This is a genomic window from Liberiplasma polymorphum, assembly GCF_043951795.1.
In the GTDB taxonomy this organism is placed as follows: Bacteria; Bacillota_I; Bacilli_A; order Izemoplasmatales; family Izemoplasmataceae; genus Liberiplasma; species Liberiplasma polymorphum.
The window spans coordinates 14,490-36,337 of sequence record NZ_JBIOAG010000006.1 but is presented as its reverse complement, the minus strand read 5'-3'; the positions used below and the strand labels follow the sequence as shown (position 1 = coordinate 36,337).

General features: G+C 32.4%; 30 protein-coding genes. 1 reads left to right on the top strand and 29 read right to left on the bottom strand.

Annotated elements, in window-relative coordinates; all coding sequences use genetic code 11:
- Position 1: 1 nt before the first annotated feature.
- The 29 genes from ACHAJD_RS02405 to ACHAJD_RS02265 all read right to left on the bottom strand — a co-directional run bounded on the left by ACHAJD_RS02405 (position 2) and on the right by ACHAJD_RS02265 (position 20,407).
- The gene (locus ACHAJD_RS02405) at positions 2-832 is read right to left on the bottom strand and encodes a phage distal tail protein domain-containing protein (protein WP_435584261.1); all 831 of its coding nucleotides are present in this window, start codon (positions 830-832) and stop codon (positions 2-4) included.
- A complete protein-coding gene (locus tag ACHAJD_RS02400; RefSeq protein ID WP_435584260.1) occupies positions 829-2,847 on the bottom strand; it encodes a phage tail tape measure protein in 2,019 nt (672 codons plus the stop codon). The genes ACHAJD_RS02405 and ACHAJD_RS02400 overlap by 4 nt, the downstream gene beginning before the upstream one ends.
- A gap of 199 nt (positions 2,848-3,046) precedes the next feature.
- The gene (locus ACHAJD_RS02395; RefSeq protein WP_435584259.1) at positions 3,047-3,388 is read right to left on the bottom strand and encodes a hypothetical protein; all 342 of its coding nucleotides are present in this window, start codon (positions 3,386-3,388) and stop codon (positions 3,047-3,049) included.
- Between the two features lie 10 nt (positions 3,389-3,398).
- Positions 3,399-3,965: a major tail protein gene (locus tag ACHAJD_RS02390; RefSeq protein ID WP_435584258.1), complete on the bottom strand. Its 567-nt coding sequence runs from the start codon at positions 3,963-3,965 to the stop codon at positions 3,399-3,401.
- Between the two features lie 2 nt (positions 3,966-3,967).
- Positions 3,968-4,303 (bottom strand): hypothetical protein, encoded by a 336-nt coding sequence (locus tag ACHAJD_RS02385; RefSeq protein ID WP_435584257.1) that lies wholly within the window; start codon positions 4,301-4,303, stop codon positions 3,968-3,970.
- A gap of 1 nt (position 4,304) precedes the next feature.
- Positions 4,305-4,685, bottom strand: a complete 381-nt coding sequence (locus ACHAJD_RS02380) for an HK97 gp10 family phage protein (RefSeq protein WP_435584256.1) — start codon at positions 4,683-4,685, stop codon at positions 4,305-4,307.
- The gene (locus tag ACHAJD_RS02375) at positions 4,672-5,007 is read right to left on the bottom strand and encodes a hypothetical protein (RefSeq protein ID WP_435584255.1); all 336 of its coding nucleotides are present in this window, start codon (positions 5,005-5,007) and stop codon (positions 4,672-4,674) included. Before ACHAJD_RS02375 ends, ACHAJD_RS02380 begins: the two co-directional genes overlap by 14 nt.
- Before the next feature lie 5 nt (positions 5,008-5,012).
- On the bottom strand, positions 5,013-5,291 hold the full coding sequence (locus ACHAJD_RS02370) for a phage head-tail connector protein (RefSeq protein WP_435584254.1): 279 nt from the start codon (positions 5,289-5,291) through the stop codon (positions 5,013-5,015).
- Between the two features lie 28 nt (positions 5,292-5,319).
- Positions 5,320-6,462 carry a phage major capsid protein gene (locus ACHAJD_RS02365; RefSeq protein ID WP_435584288.1) on the bottom strand — a complete coding sequence of 381 codons (1,143 nt, stop codon included), beginning with the start codon at positions 6,460-6,462 and terminating at the stop codon, positions 5,320-5,322.
- Between the two features lie 10 nt (positions 6,463-6,472).
- Positions 6,473-7,063, bottom strand: a complete 591-nt coding sequence (locus ACHAJD_RS02360; protein ID WP_435584253.1) for an HK97 family phage prohead protease — start codon at positions 7,061-7,063, stop codon at positions 6,473-6,475.
- Entirely contained in the window at positions 7,047-7,265 is a 219-nt protein-coding gene (locus ACHAJD_RS02355) for a hypothetical protein (protein WP_435584252.1), read from the bottom strand. Before ACHAJD_RS02355 ends, ACHAJD_RS02360 begins: the two co-directional genes overlap by 17 nt.
- Positions 7,249-8,469 (bottom strand): phage portal protein, encoded by a 1,221-nt coding sequence (locus tag ACHAJD_RS02350; RefSeq protein WP_435584251.1) that lies wholly within the window; start codon positions 8,467-8,469, stop codon positions 7,249-7,251. Before ACHAJD_RS02350 ends, ACHAJD_RS02355 begins: the two co-directional genes overlap by 17 nt.
- A 2-nt stretch (positions 8,470-8,471) precedes the next feature.
- Entirely contained in the window at positions 8,472-9,659 is a 1,188-nt protein-coding gene (locus ACHAJD_RS02345) for a hypothetical protein (protein WP_435584250.1), read from the bottom strand.
- A gap of 25 nt (positions 9,660-9,684) precedes the next feature.
- Positions 9,685-11,328: a terminase large subunit gene (locus tag ACHAJD_RS02340; protein WP_435584249.1), complete on the bottom strand. Its 1,644-nt coding sequence runs from the start codon at positions 11,326-11,328 to the stop codon at positions 9,685-9,687.
- On the bottom strand, positions 11,328-11,648 hold the full coding sequence (locus ACHAJD_RS02335; protein ID WP_435584248.1) for a hypothetical protein: 321 nt from the start codon (positions 11,646-11,648) through the stop codon (positions 11,328-11,330). The genes ACHAJD_RS02340 and ACHAJD_RS02335 overlap by 1 nt, the downstream gene beginning before the upstream one ends.
- A 5-nt stretch (positions 11,649-11,653) precedes the next feature.
- Positions 11,654-12,568 (bottom strand): hypothetical protein, encoded by a 915-nt coding sequence (locus ACHAJD_RS02330; protein WP_435584247.1) that lies wholly within the window; start codon positions 12,566-12,568, stop codon positions 11,654-11,656.
- Positions 12,569-12,663: 95 nt separating this feature from the next.
- Complete coding sequence (locus ACHAJD_RS02325) at positions 12,664-12,969, bottom strand: hypothetical protein (protein WP_435584246.1); 306 nt, start codon at positions 12,967-12,969, stop codon at positions 12,664-12,666.
- Positions 12,970-13,013: 44 nt separating this feature from the next.
- Positions 13,014-13,298, bottom strand: coding sequence for an HNH endonuclease (locus ACHAJD_RS02320; protein ID WP_435584245.1), 285 nt, complete (start codon positions 13,296-13,298; stop codon positions 13,014-13,016).
- Complete coding sequence (metK, locus tag ACHAJD_RS02315; RefSeq protein ID WP_435584244.1) at positions 13,285-14,415, bottom strand: methionine adenosyltransferase; 1,131 nt, start codon at positions 14,413-14,415, stop codon at positions 13,285-13,287. The genes ACHAJD_RS02320 and metK overlap by 14 nt, the downstream gene beginning before the upstream one ends.
- Before the next feature lie 40 nt (positions 14,416-14,455).
- Positions 14,456-14,755 (bottom strand): DUF6329 domain-containing protein, encoded by a 300-nt coding sequence (locus ACHAJD_RS02310; RefSeq protein ID WP_435584243.1) that lies wholly within the window; start codon positions 14,753-14,755, stop codon positions 14,456-14,458.
- Entirely contained in the window at positions 14,752-15,129 is a 378-nt protein-coding gene (locus ACHAJD_RS02305) for a hypothetical protein (RefSeq protein WP_435584242.1), read from the bottom strand. The genes ACHAJD_RS02310 and ACHAJD_RS02305 overlap by 4 nt, the downstream gene beginning before the upstream one ends.
- A complete protein-coding gene (locus ACHAJD_RS02300) occupies positions 15,122-15,556 on the bottom strand; it encodes a hypothetical protein (protein WP_435584241.1) in 435 nt (144 codons plus the stop codon). The genes ACHAJD_RS02305 and ACHAJD_RS02300 overlap by 8 nt, the downstream gene beginning before the upstream one ends.
- A gap of 78 nt (positions 15,557-15,634) precedes the next feature.
- The gene (locus tag ACHAJD_RS02295) at positions 15,635-16,846 is read right to left on the bottom strand and encodes a DNA modification methylase (protein ID WP_435584240.1); all 1,212 of its coding nucleotides are present in this window, start codon (positions 16,844-16,846) and stop codon (positions 15,635-15,637) included.
- Entirely contained in the window at positions 16,785-17,306 is a 522-nt protein-coding gene (locus tag ACHAJD_RS02290) for a hypothetical protein (protein WP_435584239.1), read from the bottom strand. Before ACHAJD_RS02290 ends, ACHAJD_RS02295 begins: the two co-directional genes overlap by 62 nt.
- A 197-nt stretch (positions 17,307-17,503) precedes the next feature.
- Positions 17,504-17,938, bottom strand: coding sequence for a hypothetical protein (locus tag ACHAJD_RS02285; protein ID WP_435584238.1), 435 nt, complete (start codon positions 17,936-17,938; stop codon positions 17,504-17,506).
- 275 nt (positions 17,939-18,213) lie between these two features.
- A complete protein-coding gene (locus tag ACHAJD_RS02280; RefSeq protein WP_435584237.1) occupies positions 18,214-19,005 on the bottom strand; it encodes a Lin1244/Lin1753 domain-containing protein in 792 nt (263 codons plus the stop codon).
- Entirely contained in the window at positions 18,992-19,198 is a 207-nt protein-coding gene (locus ACHAJD_RS02275) for a helix-turn-helix domain-containing protein (protein ID WP_435584236.1), read from the bottom strand. Before ACHAJD_RS02275 ends, ACHAJD_RS02280 begins: the two co-directional genes overlap by 14 nt.
- The gene (locus ACHAJD_RS02270) at positions 19,195-20,145 is read right to left on the bottom strand and encodes a tyrosine-type recombinase/integrase (protein WP_435584235.1); all 951 of its coding nucleotides are present in this window, start codon (positions 20,143-20,145) and stop codon (positions 19,195-19,197) included. Before ACHAJD_RS02270 ends, ACHAJD_RS02275 begins: the two co-directional genes overlap by 4 nt.
- On the bottom strand, positions 20,138-20,407 hold the full coding sequence (locus ACHAJD_RS02265) for a helix-turn-helix domain-containing protein (protein WP_435584234.1): 270 nt from the start codon (positions 20,405-20,407) through the stop codon (positions 20,138-20,140). The genes ACHAJD_RS02270 and ACHAJD_RS02265 overlap by 8 nt, the downstream gene beginning before the upstream one ends.
- A gap of 632 nt (positions 20,408-21,039) precedes the next feature.
- Between ACHAJD_RS02265 and ACHAJD_RS02260 the strand changes: the two genes are divergently transcribed.
- A complete protein-coding gene (locus tag ACHAJD_RS02260) occupies positions 21,040-21,786 on the top strand; it encodes a helix-turn-helix domain-containing protein (protein WP_435584233.1) in 747 nt (248 codons plus the stop codon).
- Positions 21,787-21,848 lie beyond the last annotated feature (62 nt).

The window sequence follows — 21,848 nt, the reverse complement described above, 5'->3', positions numbered from 1 at the left end:
ATCAAATACCTACATAACCTTCAAAAAGTGTGACTCTACAAACAGTTGTTGAACTAACACCAGGTTTAAATTCAAGCTCATAATCTCCATGACTCACGAATAAGAAGTTATCCGCTTCAAAATCTTGCATGCCGTAGACATCATAAGTCGATCCATTTTCAATCATCTGAATGACTTGTTCACTGGGATTTGATACGATAGTTAGCGTTGCATCTTCTGATTCAACATATAGTTTAAGTCTTTGGATAATATTACCGTTCTTTTTGATTGTAATTTCAGGATTTAAAAAAGCACCATAAATCTCAATGTTGAGCGGTGCTTCATCTAATCCTTGATTATTAATATGTGTGATGCCTTGATAAGAGTTTGCATAAATAAATGGATATGGGTAGGGATAAACTTTCCCATAACTACTGCCGTTGGCAATTATCTCATATGTTTTTTCTTTGATCCAAAGAGATAGTTTTTTAAAGATAATTTGACTTTGAATTGTACCGCTAACGAGCTCAGCTTTAGAAAGGTTTGATACATCGACAATTGTATATGCTTTAAATGCAGGTGTGATGTAATGAAGTTTATGTTCTTTTTTTGATTTTGATAAGTAATCCACAAATGCTTTATAGCCTTGATAACCTTTTAAAAAGACTAAGGTTTCACTGATTTCAGTGAGTGGTAGTTGATATTCTGATTTCGCATAGATACGGTTATACTCCAGATACTTGATATCTAGTGTAAATCCCAGTCCACTAGCTTGAGTAATGATTGTCTGGGTTCTATGATCAAAATAATAGATCTCGCCATACTCATTTTCTAAATAAAATTGTCTAATCAAATCACATTACCTCCTAACGCTCTGTTAATAGAATCAATATCAAATGTTGGAGATGTTGTGTTGATGGTGATGTTGTTTGTATTCGTTGATGATGAATTAGAGCTTGAATTATTGACCATACTTGAACCTTTTAAATTAAAGGTATCACTAAAAAATCCTCCAACCTTACCAAATAGTCCTCCAACTTTATCTGCAGCTTTACCTGCAAAATCACTGATACCTTCTGTAACGTTTGATGCGATATTACTGATACCTTCTGTTACACTGCCAAATACGTTTTTAATCTTTCCTCCAAAGTCGCCTATTTTAGAAGGTAGATTTCCAATCCATTCAAAGACCTTTTGAATAAACTCGATGATTTTTTGAACCACTTTTAGGATTGGATCTAGTACGGTCTTTAAGACTTTAATCGCTGGAACTAATATGGCTTGTAAAACTTGGCCTAAGGTCGTAATGAGTGGTGCGAGTGCTTCTAATATTTCTGCAAACATTCCAACTTGCATAATGAGTGGCATCAGTATGATATCTAAGATTGGTACGAGTAAATCAATCAGCATAACGACGAGATCAATGATCACATCGAGGATGGGTTGTAATGCAGTCATCAGAGCATCGACAATCGATAAAATCGGCGGCAAGAGTTGCATGAAAGTTTCCATGAGTCTACCTAATAATGCTTTAAACTCCTCACTTTGAAGTAATGCCATCGCTAAAATGGCGATGAGCGCGCCTATACCAAGCGTAGCAAAGTTTATACCCGCCCCTGCAAAAAGCCCCGCAGAACCGACACCTTTAAGCGTCATGGCCACAATATTTAAGAGTGGTCCAACTTTACCAACAATGGCTAGAACTGGACCAACCGCAGCAACTAGACCTACAAGGGTTGCGATCATTTTTTTCGTATCTGAATCAAGCCCATTCCATTTAGCAACCCAGTCTTTGACAACTGGAATCATTTCATCTCTTACTTTGATGATTAATGATTGTAAGATTGGCATCATCGTTGTTGCAATATCGACACCTAAACTTGATAATGCTTGTTTCGTACGATCTAGTGCATCGGTAAACTCACCAGCTTGCGCTGCTTGTTCATTAGTAACAATACCTAAGTCTCTTGCTTCTTGTCTTAAATCTCTAATCGTAGAAATCTCGCTGGAAAGAATAGGTATGAGTTCTGTTCCGATTTTCTCACCAAAAAACTTATTGGCGACACCTACTCTTAGTGCTTCATCTTCCACCTTACTTAGTGCTTCACTAATGATTTCAAATGCCTCATCAGCGTTCTTACCCTTAATATCATCAACAGTTAATCCAATCAATGCTAAACTATCAACGACTTTATCAGCATTACCTGTAGCAATATCACCTAAGATACCATTGACTTTAATAAATGCCTTATTAAGACTTTCAGTTGATGATCCCATGATTTTAGCAACATGATTCCATTCCTGAAACGCTTCTGCAGATAAACCTATCTTTTGTGCGGTATCGCCAATTGTATCAGCAGTATATGCTGCTTTGACTGAAAAGGCTGTTAAAGCAGAAACGGCTCCTAATATAGGAACCGTAACAGATTTTGTAAGTGTTGAACCAAGTTTACCAATCTTATCGAATTTAGCATTGTTTAATTCTTTGATTTTACTGTTTGTTTTACCTAGTTCATTGTTTAGTTTTGATAACTCAGCTTCTGTGTATTGGACATTCCGCTTGAGCTTATTAAACTCATCTTGACTCATATCGCCAATTTGAACAGCTTTTTTGGCTTTTTCTAGTTCTTTATTCTGAGTATCAAGTCGCTTTTTTGTGGTCGATAGGATGTCATTAAGTTTATCTTGTTTTGATTTCCATAAATCAAGATTAGAACTATCATATCTTAGATTAGTATTAATGGCTTTGAGATCTTTGTTTTGTTCTTTAAGATCCTTTTTTATACCGTTAAGTTCGTTTTCTAAATCTTTACCATCAAGCGTTAACTTGATGTTTAACCCTTTGACTGTTTCAGCGATTGTAATCACCTCCTATAGCAGAAAATTATCTATATCTTTTTGATTTGCTAACCGAGCGCTTTTATTCCCACTAATTACATTCATCTCTAGCCCTACAATTTCAAAATAGGTTTCTAAATCAAAGTGCTTTGTATCTTCAATGGATAGTCCTAAATGTGCTAGGTTAAAAATGATGTTTGCTGTAACGTTTTCTATTTCTTGGTTATTTTCACTTGTTTGTTGGGGGTGTGCTTTTCTGAAATGTCCCGAGCATTTCACCTATCGTATTCGTCAGATTTTGTAATTCATCCTGGTTACTTAATAAACCAAAATCAAGTGACATTAAAAAGTCGTTATATGATTGCTTACTAAACGGTCTATGAAGTACATAGATGATCCTAAAGATTGTATCAATCACTGTGGATAAATCTTCTTCTTTCTTACCAGTCTTTTCTAGCTTTTTTATATCACTAAATAATTCCGTTGAAAATACATTACGGTAATCAATGATCGTAAAAAGTGATGAATGCAGGCGATAGTCTTTATCACCTAGATTAAGTATTTTTTCCATGTGCTACCCCTTATATAAATGTTGGCAACGTAGGTGCAGATGTTAGAAACGTTGCGTAATTTGTATCACTTGCTCCTGCGATTGCTCTTAAAATTAGATTGTTTCCTGCTTCAATCGGTCTTGCAGTAATACTTAACTCAATTGAGTTCGCTTCAATAGAATCACCTTTTGATTTGCTTGCATCGCCTGATGGTGTTGCAGTACATAAATAATACCAAATACGTCTTGCTTTTTGATCACCTTGAATTTCATAGCCTAATGCAAAAGTTTTTGTTTCAGCATTCACAATTTCTATTAAGTTGCCATTGGTATCTTCTAAGAAACCAAAGATATCTTTTTTAAACGCTTCATCAATTTCAGTGAACTTTAGTGTCACGTTAGACCCTGAATTAGATACGAGTGTCTTAATCACTTTATCATCTGCGTAAACTTGTGACATATTTCCGATAGCTTCAGTTGTAATTTCTTGTGCACCTTCTAGTCGTTTAGGTATACCAAAGGTCCAACTACCATCTTCTGTTTGTGTTGCCAGTGCATAATGCACATTGGTTAAACCAAATGTTACTTTATTACTCATTGTTATAAAACCTCCAATTTGATTTCATATACACGGTTTATTGAACCGTCTTCATTTTGATATTCTGTGATCATTTGAAATTCATAACCACTGTAATATAAAGATACCTCGAGCTTTTCTTCTAACTCGAGGTTCTTATGTTTTGTAATTAAATTAAGTTGGATTGTCAGTATACGCATGGTTACTTTATCATCTGCATACATTGATCCTTTATTTGATACTTCTTGATAAATGATATAATCATCACTCGCAACAATACTTTCTTTTTTACCATAACTCACTTGCCCTGGTAAAACAGAACTTAATGTCGTGAAAAGTGATTCTAAAATTTCTTTCATATCAGTTTCCTTTAGAAATGATTTCTTTGATGTCTTCTAGCATCTTTGGTGTAAACATATCATAAGCTGGTCGCATAAAAGGTCTTGGTCCAACATACTTTCCACTTCGGTGTGTATAGCCAAACTCAAGTAAATGTGTGAGTCCACCTTTACCTTCAGAATAGATGGATATAGAAGTGTTCATACCAGTACCTTGTGAGGTTGCGACAAATGAATCCGCAAACGCATTTTTATAGCCACTTCTTGGAGCATTACGTTTCATGTAATTTAATATGTCTTCTGCAGTATCACTCAGCCTTTTCTCAAGCTTAGGAATTAAGCCTTCTACATAACTTTCTATTTCATCTTCAATGGCTTTGCCTAAGTCATCAAGTGTAATCAATGATATCACCTAACTTGATTGATGTTCTTTTTAAATATAATTCAATAAACTGTCCTGTTTGATAGGTTCTTTCAATCTTATAGATAACTTGTCCGATATCCACATACTTAGAACCATCATAGACAATCCCTTGTACTTTAACAGCGACATCTATTCTGATATCTGAACGTTTACTTTCATAATACTCTCTTGAAGTAATTGAAAAATTAATACCTATGACTTCTTTTTTTGACTTAAACTGATAAGCCATTACACCCATGGTGTTAGGAATCATCTCCAAGGTTAGCAAGTGCATTCTTATATTAGGGGAATTAGGATACATTTTATTTAGCTCCCTTTAGTTAATGCAAGTTGACCTACCAGCATATCAAATGACTTGGGTAGGTCTTTTGTGCTTCCATCGTTTTTAAAGCCATAAAATGTCTTCACATAAATAATAATGACCGTACTAACCATTGGATTTGATTCATCATTGATGTAAGTTGGATCAACCCCACAACTCAAAAGGTAATGTTTACAGCTATTGATGTGCGTGTTTATCTCATCATCAGCATAAGTCTCTACTTGGGGGATGAGTAAAGCCTTTTTTACAATATCTAAAATCATGATGGGATCAATCCTTTCTTAACTAAAATTAGCCTGCAGGTGCAGCTTTCTTTTTAATACGTAAGAAGCCGTTATAACCGACTACGTTACCACCAGTAAAGACTGAAGCTTTATAACTGATAATACCGTCTTTAAATTTATAATCTGTTGATTTACCAATTTCTACCGGTGAGAACACTGGCACTTCATAGTTCTTAAGCGCACCATAAGCAATACCATATTCACCAGCAACTGTATTACTATCTGAAATAGCTTTACAATGCGAATTAATGATATATGGAATACCATCAATGGTTTTATTGACATAATCGATCGTATGTACTTTTCGACCTTCTTGAGTCTTAAGTCCTGCAAATGCTCTTAAGTCATTCTTATTCAAAATAAGAACTGCGCCACCTTCGACTTCTTCATCGCCACCATAGGCAAAGACAATATCATCAAGTGTTGAATCCGTAATTGCTTCAATTTCAAGTGCTGCTTTATCTGCAAGTGCCACTGCAGCTTCACTAAAAATACCAGTAAATGTATTTGTGGTTCCAGCACCACGTAAGATTTGTTCACTGATTTTCTTCTTAAGTGAAATATTAATGTTTCTTAAGACTTCTGCTTGATAAGGAATTGAAGGTAGTTTTTCTAACTCTTCAGTAATCTCTGTATAAGCAGTGATTTTCACTTTTGAAATAGTTAAATATCCAAATGCAGGTTCTGTTTCTGAGTATGCTGCACCTTCAGCAGTCGTTCCAGCGATTCCATTTGATTTAACAAATGATTTCTTGTAAGTCTCGCCACCATTTAAGTTAATCACATTCACACGATCAACTAAGCTTGATACTTGAGCAAATGGAACTGGCGCAAGATTCGTTGATGTGTGATCAGGGAGTAAAATTTCTGTACTAGATACTTGAATGACTCTGCTTTCTTTTAAGCTTTGTCCTCTTGTTTCCAGTTTTTCTTTATCGACCATTTGACGGTTATCTACTTGAATCGGTTTAAACTCAGTTTTAGAAGCAATCGCCATCTTCTTATCAATTGATGCTCTTTCTTCTTGAAGAGTTGTTGTTTCTGTGTCTAGTGCTTCTAGTTTTTCTAGATCAGTTTCAGAATCTACTAGACTTCTAATTTCTTTTAATCGTGATTCGATTTCTTTTCTTCTTAATTCTAAATTCATGATTTTTCTCTCCTTAGATTTGTGATTTAATTTTGATACGTTTTTTGATAATGTTTGATTTTTCTTTTTGCTCTGCTAACTCCATAGTCTTTAGTTCCAACTCCATGGACTCTAAAGAACGAGCGTATATACTAGTTGCATCATATGCTGGTGTATCCACAACCGACACATCATACAATCTTTCTATCTTTGTAATGGTTCTTTTAGGAATATCACCTTCACGGTTCCATACTTGTTCATCAACTGTAAAGGCAAAACTCATTTTATCTAAAAGTCCACTTCTAACCATCTTATAGATATCCTGGTTATGACTTGTATCTAAAAGTTCCGCTCTTACCTTTAGACCGATATGATCAACAGTGAGTTCAAGTGATTTATTCTTGGTTCTAGCAATAATTAAAAAGGAGTCCATATGATTGTATTTCATAGGAACATCCTTCATTTTGGTTTCCCCTAAAGCAGTAGGTGATATTTCTTCAATGAATCCATATGTTTCATCACCGATTAAGGTTTCTTGATTAAAGACTAAAGCATAGCCTTCTAAAATCATCTTGCCTTCATCTTCATGAAGACTGACTTCTGCAAGTCTAGTTTCCTTTATCATTGGTTCTTACCTCTACTTTTTTTGTTTGTTTAGGTTTCACTTCTTGTTCATAGTCAAACTCAAGTTCAGAGTCTTTATACGAAAAAGTTTCTAGCTTCTCTTTCTTACAAAAATCAGCGATGGTTTTTGTCTTTTCCTTTTGTGTTTCTAAAATACTTTTTAAAGCTTCATTTGATATTTTTCCGTTAATCGTTACTTTCATGATCTTCTTCCTCCTTAGATCCTACTTGATATAAGTTTGCTTTATCAGCATCCACAAAATTTAAAGATTGAAGGCGTTTGTGTCCACCTTCGATGGGTTCTAATCCGAGTAGTGCTCTTGATTCATTTAATGACATAATCCCTAAGCTCATAAGTTTTTCTATCGCAGTGACTTTCGTGTTCCATGAAGCATATTGTAATCTTTCACTAAAGAACACAATCTCTTCACCACGTTCAAGTTGATTATTGGTAAGTAAGCCTATAGAAAAAGCCTCGCTAAGTTGAATAGCTAAAGGCTCAATGGTTGACTCGTAAAACGAGTTATATTCATCTTCTGTATACTTATTTGTAAATATGGGAACTGATACACCAAAGTAATCTAAAATCTTTGACTGTAAGAATTCTAGCGTATCTTTGTCTATGAGTTTAGGATCAACATCAAGTGGGATATATTCACTCTTTAGATCAATTGGAATAATAGAACTACCTTTATTGTTAACCGAATCAGAGAGTGCACTATCAAAGAGTTCTCTTTGTTTTTTCTTATCTGCTTCTGATAACATCCCGTTCATCTTCACAATCCCTTTAATCTGCATCGATGATTTTATCGCATTATCAATGCCTTGAAGTAAACTATCATTGATTGAGATGGTTTTTAGGATTGCTTCATGATCACCACTAGATCCATTACCACCAAAGATATCATTTTGTCCGTAGTGTTTTCTTAAGTGAATGATATTCTCATAAGGTAATGTATAGGAGTCGCCATTTTCAAATAGGAACTTTATATAATAATGATCACTCTGATCGATTACCATTTCAACCGTTATGGGTTTAAGTGGATATAGACCTATAAGGTGTCCTGTATATTTATCAAATCTTGGATAAATAAAGGCATTATCATTTAACAACAGTGTAGTGATAACCTTATAGATAAAATCATAAGGTGTCATGATTTCATTTGGCTTATGCTTCAAAAGAAAAGACAGCTTTCCGCTTTTCTCGGATACTGTCTTATCGTTTTCTATTTTGATATATCTTGGTTTTAGTTTTGCACATTGACTGGCCACCCTATCAATACAAATCTTAACAACATCACTTTTAGAAATGTTCGTTCCAAATGGTGTGTAAAATGTGTTTAAATTACTAATTAACTTGAGTGCATCAAATGATCCAGTTTTGTTTTTGCGTTTAAATATTGTCATGGTCACCTCTTAACAGATTTACAATAATCATCGATTATTGTTCTTATCTTATTCAGTGTAGATTTTTCCAGCTTTTCTGCTTGTTCAACATAAATTTTTTGCTTGTCATCAACAACAAATATAGATATTACTATATCTTCATAATTTAGATTCAAAACATCATCTTTTAAGTTAAAATATTTTTCGTGTTCCATGTTTTTTATGTAAGGTTGGATTTCTTTGGGTATGTTGCTAGTAGAATATTTGCTTACACCATTCCAGATATCAATTGCATAAATCATGTTAGATTCACAGGCAATTTGAAATGCTAGTTTATCATCATCATATAAATATTCAAATTGCTCTACTACTTCATTTTTTTTAGTAAGGTCTATAAATTTATATTTCATGAGTTCAGCTACTGAATCATAAAATTTAGGATCTTGCATAAATTGTTCATAATGCAATTCATAAAATTCGCATTTTTTATATGCTTCTATATTTTTAATACCTATATACTTCGAGACGAAATCATCTGTCAGTGGTCCTGACATTGTGTCTTTAGTTCTAAGATAAATTCCTTTATCCATAAGTAATACTGGCATAGGATCAATAAATAGTCTAAAAACAATAATTGCTCCTATGATTTTTTCTACTGCTTCCTCGAAGAATTCTTGTTCTCTATCAAAATCATATTTAGATGATGCAATAGGATGTGATCTACTTGCATAAAAATTAAAGAAACTTTGCTTGTGCACTTTTTTATTTAACTTTTTATTTAGCTCTCTAATTGATTCAAAATATTCTTCCATTTGAGAAGTAATATCCTTATACAAATCACTTCTTGTAGATAAATATGAATCCATTCTTGAGAAGGTATCCATGTGATCTAGACGATTCCATTTCTTTAAATGTTCTCCTAAATTGATTGTCTGATGTTCAATAAAATATACCAGTAACATAAATAGTTCTAATATTGACCTAAGGCTATAAAATGCTGCATCAAAATAACCTAATTCAAATTGCTTAATGGAGTTAGCAGTCATATGCTCTGCTTCAACTAAAAAACTAAAAGAAACCTCTGCTCCCATTCTACCTGATATGCTACTAGTCACTGCTGTTTTTAAGTCTGATAAGAACTCTATTTTTCTTTTAATGATTGATTTTCTCAAATGATTTTTTTCACAAAAATCAATAAAACCGTTACTCAATACAACCACCTCATCTTTATAACAATTATAACATGTTTTCAAAATCTATTTTATATCTATTCAAAACAGCATATGCAATAATCAAAGCGACCGTTCCATCAATTCTTTTATACTTTGAGTTTAGCTTTGAGGGTTGTATATTTCCATTTAAGTCTACTTTAGCTTGTGTATTAGATAAACACCATTTTAGGATTGGATTATTATCATAAACTAGTAAATTGTTTTTAAGGTCTGCTTCCATCTGTTTCATTGGTTCTGATAATGAATAAATACCTTGTCTAACTTTTTCCATGTTAAACCCTAGGTATTCCATCTCTTTAATCCAATATTGAGAGTTCCATGGGTCGTAACCTACCCAAAGAGGTCTTATACCATATGTTTGAATCATCTTCATAAACCATTTAGTTACTAGACTGAAATCATTTTGATTCCCTTCAGTTAATGTTACAAAACCCTTTTTAATCCATATATCATAGGGTACATTGTCTTCAGTTATTCTTTTATCTAAAACTTCACTAGGCATAAAGAAATGTGGAATCACAAACTTTTTATTGCTATCTTTTTTCTGGATGATTAAGACTGCAGCAGTTAAATCTGTTGTTGATGATAAGTCTACTCCACCAATCGCATAACTATCTCTTAAATCTTCTAGACTATATCTTTCTTCATTGTTTAGATCATCATAAGACAACCATGATCCAGAATCTGCTTGTTTGATATTGAAATCCTTACAAAGCATGGTTACTCTTGTTGATAGATCATGCTTTGATTTATTCATAACATCTTCAAGATAAGATGACGTCTTTACTACACCAATACTTGGATTTGATTTTTGCCATGTTCTTTGATTATCATATATTTCTTTGACTGTGTCTTGCGTGTATAACCAGGGAAGTACTCTCTCATCATCAATTTCACCTTTAATCATCTTCCTAGCATAATCAAGTTTGTGATCTAAAAAACCACCGATGGTTGTACCTTCAGTGGTTATGATAAATATCAGAGGTTCTTTTTTAGTTGATTGTGATTGCTTAATCGCATCATATACCTTAGAATCTGTCATTTCATGGACTTCATCAATACAACCAACTTCAATATTGTAACCATCTTTATTCCTTGATTGAGCAGATAACTTTTTAATTTTGTTCTTTGTCTTTGGTGAATAAATATAAAAGATGTTCTTTCTACTTCTAGTATCCTTTGATAAGGATGGAGATTGTTCTCTCATATTGTTTATCTCTTCAAAAAGAATGTTAGCTTGTTCTGTCGTATTTGATGCACATACAATATCAACACCACCACTTGCTAAAAAGAACTCAGCAAGATCTAATCCTGCAATAAATGTAGTTTTACCATTCTTACGTGCGATCAATAAAACAACTTCATTAAAACGTCTTAATTCTGTATCAGCCATTTTAAATCCGTAAGCAGTTTGTATGATTGCCTTTTCCCAAAGCTCAAGAATAAATGGTTGTCCATTAAACGGTGATTTTGTATGCTTACAAAAAGTTTCAATAAAATCAATTCGAAGCTTACCAGGCTGCTCATCAAAAAGATACTTTGGATTTTTCAAATCCCTGATTAAACAAGTGAGCTGGTTATATAACTCTTCACCAACTAGAATGTTGCCAGATTGAATCTCGTTGTAATATTCAACTAAATAGTTCATTAGGTTGCTCTCTTAAGAAATTCATCAAATGCATCATCTCCATCATTCACTTGTGTTCCTAGAATTGAATTTAAAGTCTTTATAACTGTCCCGTATGAGTTTACAAGCTTTGTATAATACTTGGCTGCTTCTGTTTGCCGTTGAGCACCCTTACTTGATATTTGAATAGCACCGTGAATTCTGATTTGATCTTGAAGTTTGGAAAGTTCAACTTTCATAAATGCAGCTTGATGGATTAAATTATCTACTAACTCAGTTTTTGATTCATCAACCGATGAAAAAAGCGACCGTAATCGCTCGTATTCAAGTTCAATATTCATATGCTTCAAAACTCCTTTGAATCAAATAATGTTGCGTGAGGTATGTTGCTCTTCCATATATTTGCTTCTTTATTATTAACTATATCGTAGACATATATTATGACAACTGGGATTTTCGCTAACTTATTCATCAATAGTTCATCTCCTACTGGTGAAATTCCGTATAGAGTTATTTCATTTAATGAGTCAAGATCAGCATAGATATCCTTTGCTTCTACTTTTTCAGTTCTCTCCAGTAACATAAAACCAAATTGAGTGTACTTATTCTCTATATCTCTGACTTCATTTTTATCAATTTGGTATCCAACAGGTAACATAATAAGCTCATCTAAACTCTCAATTGGGAAATGGTATTTTTCAATAAACATATCATCAATAGCAGATGCATATTCTATATCGAACATCATACGATCTTCTTCAATTGTATAATCATTTTTATCAAACGGAATGAAATCTATCTTACCATGTAAATGAATTGTAATATTTTCATCATCCCAATATTCATAGTAATTTGTGCTAAGAATTTTTTTATGGTTTTTAATTTTATAAACAATTTCCTTTGGTATATCAACTTTAATCAGTTCGTTATTTTCTACAAACATAGCATTAATAAAAACTCTTTTTAACAAAGTGAGTAGTTCAAGAAACCTTTTCTCTGTCATTTTTTTGAAATAGCTTTCTCTTTTTGTTATAACTAATTTAAAACATTCAAACAACAATTCTTCTACATTTCCAGAAAACCTAGTGAAGTCAAAGTTATTTTTGATTTCCGTTAAAAAGACTATATTATTTTGAGTACCTAAAAAATATATTGCAGACTGTAAAGTCTTCTCTATTCTTTTAACTATTTCTTTTGATGACAAGTAATTGCTATTAGTTAAATTTACACCATTACCAAGTAGAAGATTATCAGTCTTCAAGATGAATCACCACTTTTCAAAAAAAATTGACCGCGTAAATTAAACGTCCCCCTACGCGGTACCCGCGCAATAAATAATAAGCATTAAGGCGGGGTCTATAAACGCTTTCCTGCATATAATTCTAAATCAAAATAAACGTAATCTCTCTCTTCATACAACTTTATTACACATTTTTTGTACCCCAGAGCATTTGTCAACTTTTGATCAACAGTACTTTTAATACTATTCAAATTAGTATGAGTAGGATTTGAAAACAGCACAAAATTTTGAGTCTTACTTAGTGTTGCTCCATTCTTACCTACCTTTTGATAATTAATTTCAATTTCAAGTGTATTATTAGTAATTTTTGAAGTGTATGTAAAGTTACTAATTATTTTCCCTTCACCTGGTAATTTTATCACTTTTTTCACAACCTTTCTGTGAATAGTATATCATGAATGCATATTTAACTCATTATCAATTGACCATCTTCATCAAATTGCTGTGACTTCGAGAAACGCTTATGTTCTTTGTTGTGACAGTCTTTACACAGAAGTTCTAGGTTTTCTTGATTAATACTAATCGTTGGATCTTTAATATTATCAACTGTAAGTCTAATCTTATGATGGACTTCTTCACCAACCCTGCCACATCGTTCACACTTACCATTTTGTTCTTGATACTTAATTTGTCTAGCAACTTGCCATACTGTGGATTTATAGAAGTTATGTAATATCTTAGGCTTCTTCATATAATTCTAGTAGCTCTTCTATTTTGTGATCTACATCTTCCCATGGAACATCTAAATCTTCTCTACCAAAATGACCATAAGTTGCGACTTGTTTGAACTTAACATTATCTAGTTTAAGTTCTTTTTTCATTTCACCTGGTCTAAAGTCAAAAACCTCATTGACAAATTGTGTGATTTCTTGATCTGATGTTACTCCTGTATCAAAAGTATTAATAAGAATGCTTGTTGGCTCCGCAACACCAATCGCATAGCTTAAACAGACTTCGCAGCGTGTCGCCAAACCTGCCCCTACAACGGCTTTTGCTACATATCTTGCATAGTAAGCCGCAGAACGATCAACTTTGCTTACGTCCTTTCCTGAGAAGGCACCACCACCATGTCTAGAGCTACCACCATAAGTATCTACAATGATTTTTCTACCAGTTAATCCAGAGTCTGCTTTAGGTCCACCAAGTATAAATTCTCCAGTAGGATTAATGAGTATCTGAGTACCATTTAATAAATCATGTCTTCCAATTGTTCTAAGGATTGCTTGTCTAATGATTTCTTCATAGACATCTCGATAAACACCTGGTTTTGTTTGAGCAGATACAACAATGATTGGAATGTTTACTGGTTTTCCATCCTTGTAATCAACACTTACTTGGCATTTACCATCAGGACCAAAGATATGACTGTATTGTTCTTTTCTTAGTCTATCAACTTCTTTTGAAATCTCATGTGCTAGCATTATTGGTAATGGCATAAACTCTTGTGTTTCATTACAAGCATAACCAAACATAATACCTTGGTCTCCTGCACCTTGTTCTTTTTTTTCTGTTTTATTAACACCTAATGCAATATCAGGTGATTGTTTACTTATTTGTTCTATAACTACAAAATCTTCATTATAGCCAATATCTTTTAAGACAGTTTTAGCTATTGCCTTGTAGTTTAATGATGCAGTAGTTGTTACTTCACCAAAGATAAATACTAGATTGTCTTTAATGGCAGTTTCAACTGCTACTCTTGATTCTTTATCTTGTTCTAGTAATGCATCTAATATCGCATCACTAATTTGGTCACATACCTTATCAGGATGTCCTTGAAATACTGATTCACTTGTTACTCTTTGCATAATATAATCTCCTTCGTTTTAAGTAGAAAAAAAGGAGCTTTTAGCTCCCAAGGTTTGTTTTAGGTAAATAGGCTGCATACCTCGCATAATGATAGCCTTCGCTTTCTACGAGAATCCCAAATTCATGTTCATTTGATGTCACATAAATACAGTGGTAAACTCCATCAGTATCACAATACATCACATTTTTATTATCTTTAATAAAGTCGTAATCTCCAAGAGGATTACCAATAAACTCATCAAAGTCCCTCTTACTTAAAATTACTTCTTTTTCAATCACAAACTCATCTTGTGGAATAAGTTCTTCGTATTCTGCTTTACGAATAAAATTCACTTTCATTTCTTAATCTCCCATGCTGTATATACTGAGCGGTAACTACAATCCCATGTGTCAAGTATGACTCCATCAACACAAGCTGTAATGTGTCCCGTCATTTTTAAGATAAAAGTTCCTTTTGGATGCAACTTTGTAAAGTCACTACCTTTAATTCTAGGTTCACCTTTAATTGGTTTAAATATGAGTCTTGGATAACCTTGGAAATATTCATATAAGAACTTAGTATCTTTATAAGTATTGTAGCATAACTCACGCTTTTTTCTATTCAGTATTTTTCTTGTTTCTAGGTAGTCTGAGTTGGTCGCAGTTGTGATTGCTCTAACGACACAATCACTTGTTTTAAGTCCTTTAGGATGAGCATTGTATTCTTTATACATTGTCACTCCACCCTTCATTAAACCAATTGATAAGTTCTCTTGATTTATCTGTTTCAAAAAGTGGTTCTGTGAAATCATTCTTTCTACCGTACACAGTATATCTTTTTTCTTCTCTAAAGCAGTTAATCGTTATTGTGAATAAGGTATCGCCAGACTGAATGTCTGCAATTCTGAAATCATCATATAATGGTCCAGCCAGTGGACAATTATTTTTAAACCAAACATACGTTTTATCAAGATTGAGTTTCCCACTATCTTTAAATTGTTTAACGATGTTTCCCATACGTTTGGTTTTGTTTGCTAGACTTTCATCTTTGCAAAACCAATCATACCAACCTGCCTTAATCTGTGTTTGTAAATCTTTCGAATCGTATTCACCTTTGTTAAATGATTCGATCCATGTTTTTAGATTTTGTTCTTTACTCATAAGTCTATAGTCTCCTTATAATTTTTTGGTTACTATATATATCACTCTAAAGGCTCATAATAGCAAGCACTTTTGTTACTATAGTAAGATATTATTAAAAACCTCAAAAGAGCTTAATGGAGACTTCTTTCCATTTCTAATCAAATAGCATTCATCAACTGAATTGGTATGTTTAACATATCTTTTAACAATGACATCCACAAATCTTTCATCAAGTTCCATTAAACAGGATTGACGATAAAGTTGATCAGCTGCAATCATAGTTGAACCTGAACCACCAAATAGATCAAGGATCGTTTCATGACGTCTTGATGAATTAGAGATAGCTTTTCCGACTAACTCTAAAGGTTTCATGGTTGGATGTTCTTCATTCTTTCTTGGTTTGTTATATTCCCAGATAGTATCTTGAGAACGGTCATCAACAAAGTAATGAGCTGCGCCTTCTTTCCAACCATATAAAATAGGCTCATGTCGCCAATGATAATCTTGTCTTCCAAGCACCAAAGCATTCTTAACCCAGATTAAACATTCCGCCAATTTGAATCCAGCATTTTTGAATGCATTTCTAAAGTTTAATCCTTCAGTATCTGCATGACAGACATAGATAGCACCACCTGGTTTAATATTTTGAAACATGTTATTAAAAGCATCGTATAAAAAAAGATAGAAGTTATTATCTTCCATCTTATCGTTTTTAATTTTTCCTGCAGTTCCTTCATAATCCACATTATATGGTGGATCCGTAAAAATCATATCAACTTGTTTTCCATCAACTAACTTAGTAACATCTACTTCGCTTGTTGAATCTCCACACATGACTCTATGTTCACCAAGTTCATAGATGTCACCAGTTTGTGAAAAAGGTGTTTCTGGTATTTCTTCATCGATATCGAAATCATCATCAGTAGCGTTATCTGGAATGAGTGATTCCATTTCTTCAAAACCAAATTGAAGCATATCCATATCGACATCAAACAACTCAGACTCAAGTTTAGTAAAGTCCCAAGTCGCAAGTTCAGCTGTTTTATTATCAGCCAATCTAAATGCTTTGATTTGTTCATCTGATAAGTCATCTGCAATAATACATGGCACCTCTTCTAGATCAAGCGAAATTGCCGCTTTAAGCCTTGTATGTCCAGCAATGATAACATGATTGGAAGTAATCACAATAGGCACTTTAAAGCCGAATGCTTTGATACTGTTGGCTACTGCTTCTATAGCTTCCTCATTATTTCTCGGATTGTTTTCGTATTCGTTTAATTGGGTTACTTTCTTCATGACTATTTTCATTCGACCAAACCTCCTCACCTTTTTCTAAGCGTTTATTCATCAATTCTATTTCTTCTTTTTTATCGTTGTATTCAAGTCCAAACTTGATAATCAGTAAATACTTAATCGCAGCTATCTCAGGTAAGGATTTCTTTTTATATTTGGTAATTCTTTTTTTAGTTCCTGTCTTGGTTTCTTCTATGATGGTTTGCGTTTCTTCATAATCAAAACCGACAGCTCTTTGATACATGGAATCAAGTAAGGTTTGTTTTAACTCCTCATCACCATATTGAAAGGCTTTATCTAATTTAGGATGTACTTTTCGTAACTTGATTAATGTCTTTTCAGTCACACCTAAGTACTGAGCAATTTGTTTTTGAGTTGCTCTTTTAGAAATCATCTCAGATATTGCTTTTAATTTTGTTTCTAAATTTCCGGATTCTTTCCAGCGCTCGTAGGTATCAAGCATTTTTCCTTTCATTAAATCACTCCAACTGTTAATTATTAAACATAAGATTCACAGTTGGAATACTACAAGTATCTCTGCAAAAACAAAAAAAGAACCCATATTTAAATGAATTCTTCTTGCTTCTAGGCTGGTTATATAGCCAGTATTCCATATCTATATAAACTTTTCTCAGTTTAATCCTATCACACCCTTGACAGTTTCACAATTTGTCATAGTTGTTCAACCTTGTCTTTTTCCGAAAGCGCAATTTGTGACAACGCTTTTTCATGCCAGCGTCTTACTGTTGAAGATGAGTATACCAGATTTTTTGCAATGTTATCCCAACTCAACCAATCAATATATCTGTAGATCAATAATCTTTTGCATCTTGAATCATCAAGCCTATTAATGACACCAATAATCTCACCTTTAATAATTGGGAGCTTTCTTTTCATTAGCGTAATTTTTTGCTCATTTTCTAATGTTTTTTGTATCCATATTTCAAATGGTGCTTTTAAACTTTTCGTTCCATCCACACGCAACTGATCAAAACTAATTCCAGGAATTGAGTTGGCTAATCTTATGAACTCTTCTATTTCTTTTTCTAAAAGTTTGATCTTTTCTTTTGTGTTGTGGTATCTACTCAGATAATCTTTTACTTGCATCGTTTTTCTCCTCGATTGCTCTTAAATGTAATTTTTAGTCGTTTTTCTTCTAAGCAATTAAAAACTGTAATTGTTTACCAGTATGGATCTATGTTTTTTTAGATATCAGTCATTAATCACTTTTTATACTTAAATTTTATAAATTTCCTTAAAATCATGTTTTCTCATGAAAATGCTTATTCATCATAATGCACTATGACATATGCTTTCGTATAGTTATTACTATGAAATATCTTTGTTCTCGCTGATGTTCACATCTATTAGTGACACCACATTTATGAATTAATTAATGATTTAAATAGTTCTTCTATAGATATATGATTAGGTTCTTTTGTTAATCGCTCTAAATTTTTTGTAATTGAAGTTTCAAAAAAATTATAGCGGTCATCAATCTTCGTATTTGATCTTGATGCATAATTACACAAGTATCTAACTGCCTGGTATAATGTATCACCATCATAACGATGTAACAAATCTTCAAAGAGTTCATTATATTTATAAATATCTAAAGAGTATTCATTAATATATCGATATTCTATTAAACAACTTGTTAAGTAATGCTTCTTAGGCGCATGTTCATTGATGTCTTTGATTCTTCTTTCTTGAATTTTTTGTTTCTTAGGTTTTTTCTTTTGTTCTTTTTTTACTTCTTCAACGATTTCATTTGGTGTTTCTTCTTCATCTAATAACCAGTACTTTGATAAATCTTGATTTTTACGGCTTCTTGTTGCTACTAAAAATCGTTTTTGAATACCTTTAGAAGTCACAATGTTTTGATGCAATAAATCCTTATCTATCAAATCAATATAAGCTAAATACAAAATAATTTCTTGTAATTTATTTTTCCCATTGATGTACTTACCGCCTATCCCATTAAGCAAGATATAAGCCAAGTCACTCGTTGATGCCTCAAGATAATAGCCATTCATAAATACATTGGTAAGTATTAGATAATAAGACATAAATCCAAGCGGTCCATAACGATGGATTAATTTTATAATTTTTGCATCATTGAAGATATTGACATCTAAATTGAAAAAATCTAATCCCAGACTACTTTTTGACATAACGTGGATACTCCACTTCTGAAAGTTGTTTTAAGAAATCATCAATATGTTTTTTTGAAAAACGCCATTTATTGGCAATTTTGATGCCTCTTAATTTTCCTATTTTAATATAGGTGTAAATCGTTCTTTGTGTAACACGTAAGTTGGTTGCCACTTCATTCACTGTATAATGCGTGATATCTTCTTTCATCATTTGTTTTCCTCCTCCTCTTCATCAAAAAGATAATTATTAATACGAAACTCTGAATCATCGTTAATGCGATTTATATTGTGTGCATAAATTAATGTCGTTTCGATATTTTTGTGTCGTAGCAATTGTTGAGTAGATTCTAAAGTGCCACCTGCTTGTAGATTTAAATACGCAGTTGTATGTCTTAATGAATGAGGTGTATGTTTTGCATTATAAATACCTGCTTTTTTCATTAAAACAGTGATGGCTCTTCTTAGTGTGTTTGATGATAACTGCTGGCAGCTAGATGTTTCCCCATGAGTCACAAATAAATACCTAGAATTATCTTTTCTACGGTTTAAATAATCATTTAATGCATCAGTTACTTCTTGAGATAATTTTACAAAAGTATCTGCACCATCTTTTCCTTTACCATGGACATATAAAATCGAAAAATTAAATAGTTTTGATATATCTGTCTTCATTGCCCTTACAACTTCTATGGATCTAATACCTGTAATAATCATTAATAGAATGATTGCATAATTACGATAACCAGTAATATCAGTTTTATTTTGTTTAGCTATTTCAATTAGTTTAATGGCTTCTTCTTTATTTAAGGGTTCTTTCTTATAATTACGATCAATCTTTGCGCCTTTTATTTGTTCTGCAATATTAAACTGATAGATTTCTTCAAATTCTAATTGTCTTTGATTTACTTTTAACCATTGATAAAAGTTACGTATCACTACGATTTGTTTTTGAATGGTATTTGCTCTTAACCCTTCTTCCCACATTTGCTCTCTATAATTAATAATGTCAGAGCGCTTAGCGTATTGGATGTTATGTCTTTTTAAATATTTTACATAACGGAATAACAATGCCTTATAGCTACTTACACTATTTTTTTTAATATCTAGGTTTTCACAAAACAACTCAATTAAAGGTTCTAAAGGGTGTTCTTTAATCATATGATTGTTCCTTTAGATATTGCTCTTCTAGATCATAAAGTTCATTGAGGTTTATCTGGAGTAAGGTTGCTAATTTATTCGCTGTTTTTAAAGATAGTCTTTGTCCTTTTGTCCCTTTTTCAATCCTTTCATAGTACGATTTACTTATTTCAATCATTTCTGAGACTTGGAACATTGTGTAACGGTTTTTCTTTCTAAAATTATATAGATATTTTCTTTGGGTGGAACCAAAGTGAACACCTTTTATCTTTTTTTTATCCATTTATCTTTTACTTCACTTTCCTTTACTTTATAGATTTTTAGTTTCAAAATCGGCCAATTTTGATGGTTAAAACAAACACAAAAAGTTGATTTTCATCAACTCGATCTAAAAGATTGGGAATTTTGTACGCCATATCAAACTTATTGTTGATGATATCTAAACACCATCAAACACAACTTTGAACACAGTATGTGACATTTCACACACGGGACGTTAATTTGGCGAAAATCGTCTTGGTGAAATATCGAAGTATTTTTATAAGTTTGAGTGGATCTCTCCAATCACTTCGCTCGAGTAAATCTCTTTGCATAAATTATTCTATCAATACAGATTTATTTTTTTCTGAGAAAAGATTTTTTCTGAAATCATCACACATATGACAACTTTAAATTTCCCTTAATACACAGCTGTAATTTAATAATTTTCATTACTAAATGTATGCGTTTCATAAGGATAACATATTCTAATTACATTAGTTTTGAAACGCAAGAAATTATGGTTTTTTATAGTTAACAGTGTTTTTCAATACAAACGTAATGATTATTAAATTTTCCATGACAAAAAATCATATAAAACAGCATATTTTAATGTATAATATTTTTGTGTTTGCTATTTTATGGAGGGAAAAAAACATGAAAAATAAAAATTCAAAAATAGGTAGAGTAATGAGAGAAAGAGTAGGGTATACACAATGTCACCTAGCGACATTACTAGACAAAAAATTTAGTGTTTCATCAATCAGAAATTATGAGAATGGTGACCGAGATGCTCCCGTTTCATACTTATTAGCTTTATCCAAATTATATCGCTGTACATTAAATGATTTAATTGATGAGGAGAAAACGTTTTATATGTTTTCGAACATAGATATGCTTAATTACTCTTATGTAAATCACATATCAAATATTGAAAAACCTGTTGTAAAAGTTGCTTATAGTTATGATCGCAATATTCATACTGATAAATACACTTATTTATATTATCTACTTACAGCAGATGATGTAACATTAAATCTTCCATCAGGGACTCGTTTACTTGTACAAATGAAAGGCAAAGAAATGATTGATGTGAACTACAAAGAAAGAATGTATTTAATTTCTGCAGATAAACAAAATCATCCAGATTTTAATTATGAAAAGCCATTTCAAATCGATTCAAACTCTAAAACGACTGAAACAAAACAATTTTTTACTAGAGCAAGACTTGTTAAAGATTTATCAAATAAGACAGTGATGTATTATGATGGTGAAATCATCCGTCACATGAACTATAGAAATTTTAAAAGTATGATTGATGGGGTTGTCTACAAATATGTTTTTGATGAAAATATTGATGAATTTACATTAATGCAGCCTAAAGACGGTTTTATTCTTCAATAAGCTGTGTTATACTATCAATGGTGAAAATCGAAAACGGGACATGTTCTCTCTTATTGAGAGGA

Excerpts from the sequence above, each read along its gene's own strand:
- ACHAJD_RS02305 (WP_435584242.1), bottom strand. The coding sequence starts at position 15,129 with ATGTATAAAGAATACAATGCTCATCCTAAAGGACTTAAAACAAGTGAT.
- ACHAJD_RS02340 (WP_435584249.1), bottom strand. The coding sequence starts at position 11,328 with ATGAACTATTTAGTTGAATATTACAACGAGATTCAATCTGGCAACATT.
- ACHAJD_RS02280 (WP_435584237.1), bottom strand. The coding sequence starts at position 19,005 with ATGTCAAAAAGTAGTCTGGGATTAGATTTTTTCAATTTAGATGTCAAT.
- ACHAJD_RS02395 (WP_435584259.1), bottom strand. The coding sequence starts at position 3,388 with ATGGAAAAAATACTTAATCTAGGTGATAAAGACTATCGCCTGCATTCA.
- metK (WP_435584244.1), bottom strand. The coding sequence starts at position 14,415 with ATGCAAAGAGTAACAAGTGAATCAGTATTTCAAGGACATCCTGATAAG.
- ACHAJD_RS02275 (WP_435584236.1), bottom strand. The coding sequence starts at position 19,198 with ATGATGAAAGAAGATATCACGCATTATACAGTGAATGAAGTGGCAACC.
- ACHAJD_RS02385 (WP_435584257.1), bottom strand. The coding sequence starts at position 4,303 with ATGAAAGAAATTTTAGAATCACTTTTCACGACATTAAGTTCTGTTTTA.
- ACHAJD_RS02260 (WP_435584233.1), top strand. The coding sequence starts at position 21,040 with ATGAAAAATAAAAATTCAAAAATAGGTAGAGTAATGAGAGAAAGAGTA.
- ACHAJD_RS02360 (WP_435584253.1), bottom strand. The coding sequence starts at position 7,063 with ATGATAAAGGAAACTAGACTTGCAGAAGTCAGTCTTCATGAAGATGAA.
- ACHAJD_RS02390 (WP_435584258.1), bottom strand. The coding sequence starts at position 3,965 with ATGAGTAATAAAGTAACATTTGGTTTAACCAATGTGCATTATGCACTG.
- ACHAJD_RS02350 (WP_435584251.1), bottom strand. The coding sequence starts at position 8,469 with ATGACAATATTTAAACGCAAAAACAAAACTGGATCATTTGATGCACTC.
- ACHAJD_RS02265 (WP_435584234.1), bottom strand. The coding sequence starts at position 20,407 with ATGGATAAAAAAAAGATAAAAGGTGTTCACTTTGGTTCCACCCAAAGA.
- ACHAJD_RS02370 (WP_435584254.1), bottom strand. The coding sequence starts at position 5,291 with ATGATTTTAGATATTGTAAAAAAGGCTTTACTCATCCCCCAAGTAGAG.
- ACHAJD_RS02355 (WP_435584252.1), bottom strand. The coding sequence starts at position 7,265 with ATGAAAGTAACGATTAACGGAAAAATATCAAATGAAGCTTTAAAAAGT.
- ACHAJD_RS02290 (WP_435584239.1), bottom strand. The coding sequence starts at position 17,306 with ATGAAAGGAAAAATGCTTGATACCTACGAGCGCTGGAAAGAATCCGGA.
- ACHAJD_RS02320 (WP_435584245.1), bottom strand. The coding sequence starts at position 13,298 with ATGAAGAAGCCTAAGATATTACATAACTTCTATAAATCCACAGTATGG.
- ACHAJD_RS02300 (WP_435584241.1), bottom strand. The coding sequence starts at position 15,556 with ATGAGTAAAGAACAAAATCTAAAAACATGGATCGAATCATTTAACAAA.
- ACHAJD_RS02335 (WP_435584248.1), bottom strand. The coding sequence starts at position 11,648 with ATGAATATTGAACTTGAATACGAGCGATTACGGTCGCTTTTTTCATCG.
- ACHAJD_RS02270 (WP_435584235.1), bottom strand. The coding sequence starts at position 20,145 with ATGATTAAAGAACACCCTTTAGAACCTTTAATTGAGTTGTTTTGTGAA.
- ACHAJD_RS02375 (WP_435584255.1), bottom strand. The coding sequence starts at position 5,007 with ATGTATCCTAATTCCCCTAATATAAGAATGCACTTGCTAACCTTGGAG.
- ACHAJD_RS02285 (WP_435584238.1), bottom strand. The coding sequence starts at position 17,938 with ATGCAAGTAAAAGATTATCTGAGTAGATACCACAACACAAAAGAAAAG.
- ACHAJD_RS02295 (WP_435584240.1), bottom strand. The coding sequence starts at position 16,846 with ATGAAAATAGTCATGAAGAAAGTAACCCAATTAAACGAATACGAAAAC.
- ACHAJD_RS02310 (WP_435584243.1), bottom strand. The coding sequence starts at position 14,755 with ATGAAAGTGAATTTTATTCGTAAAGCAGAATACGAAGAACTTATTCCA.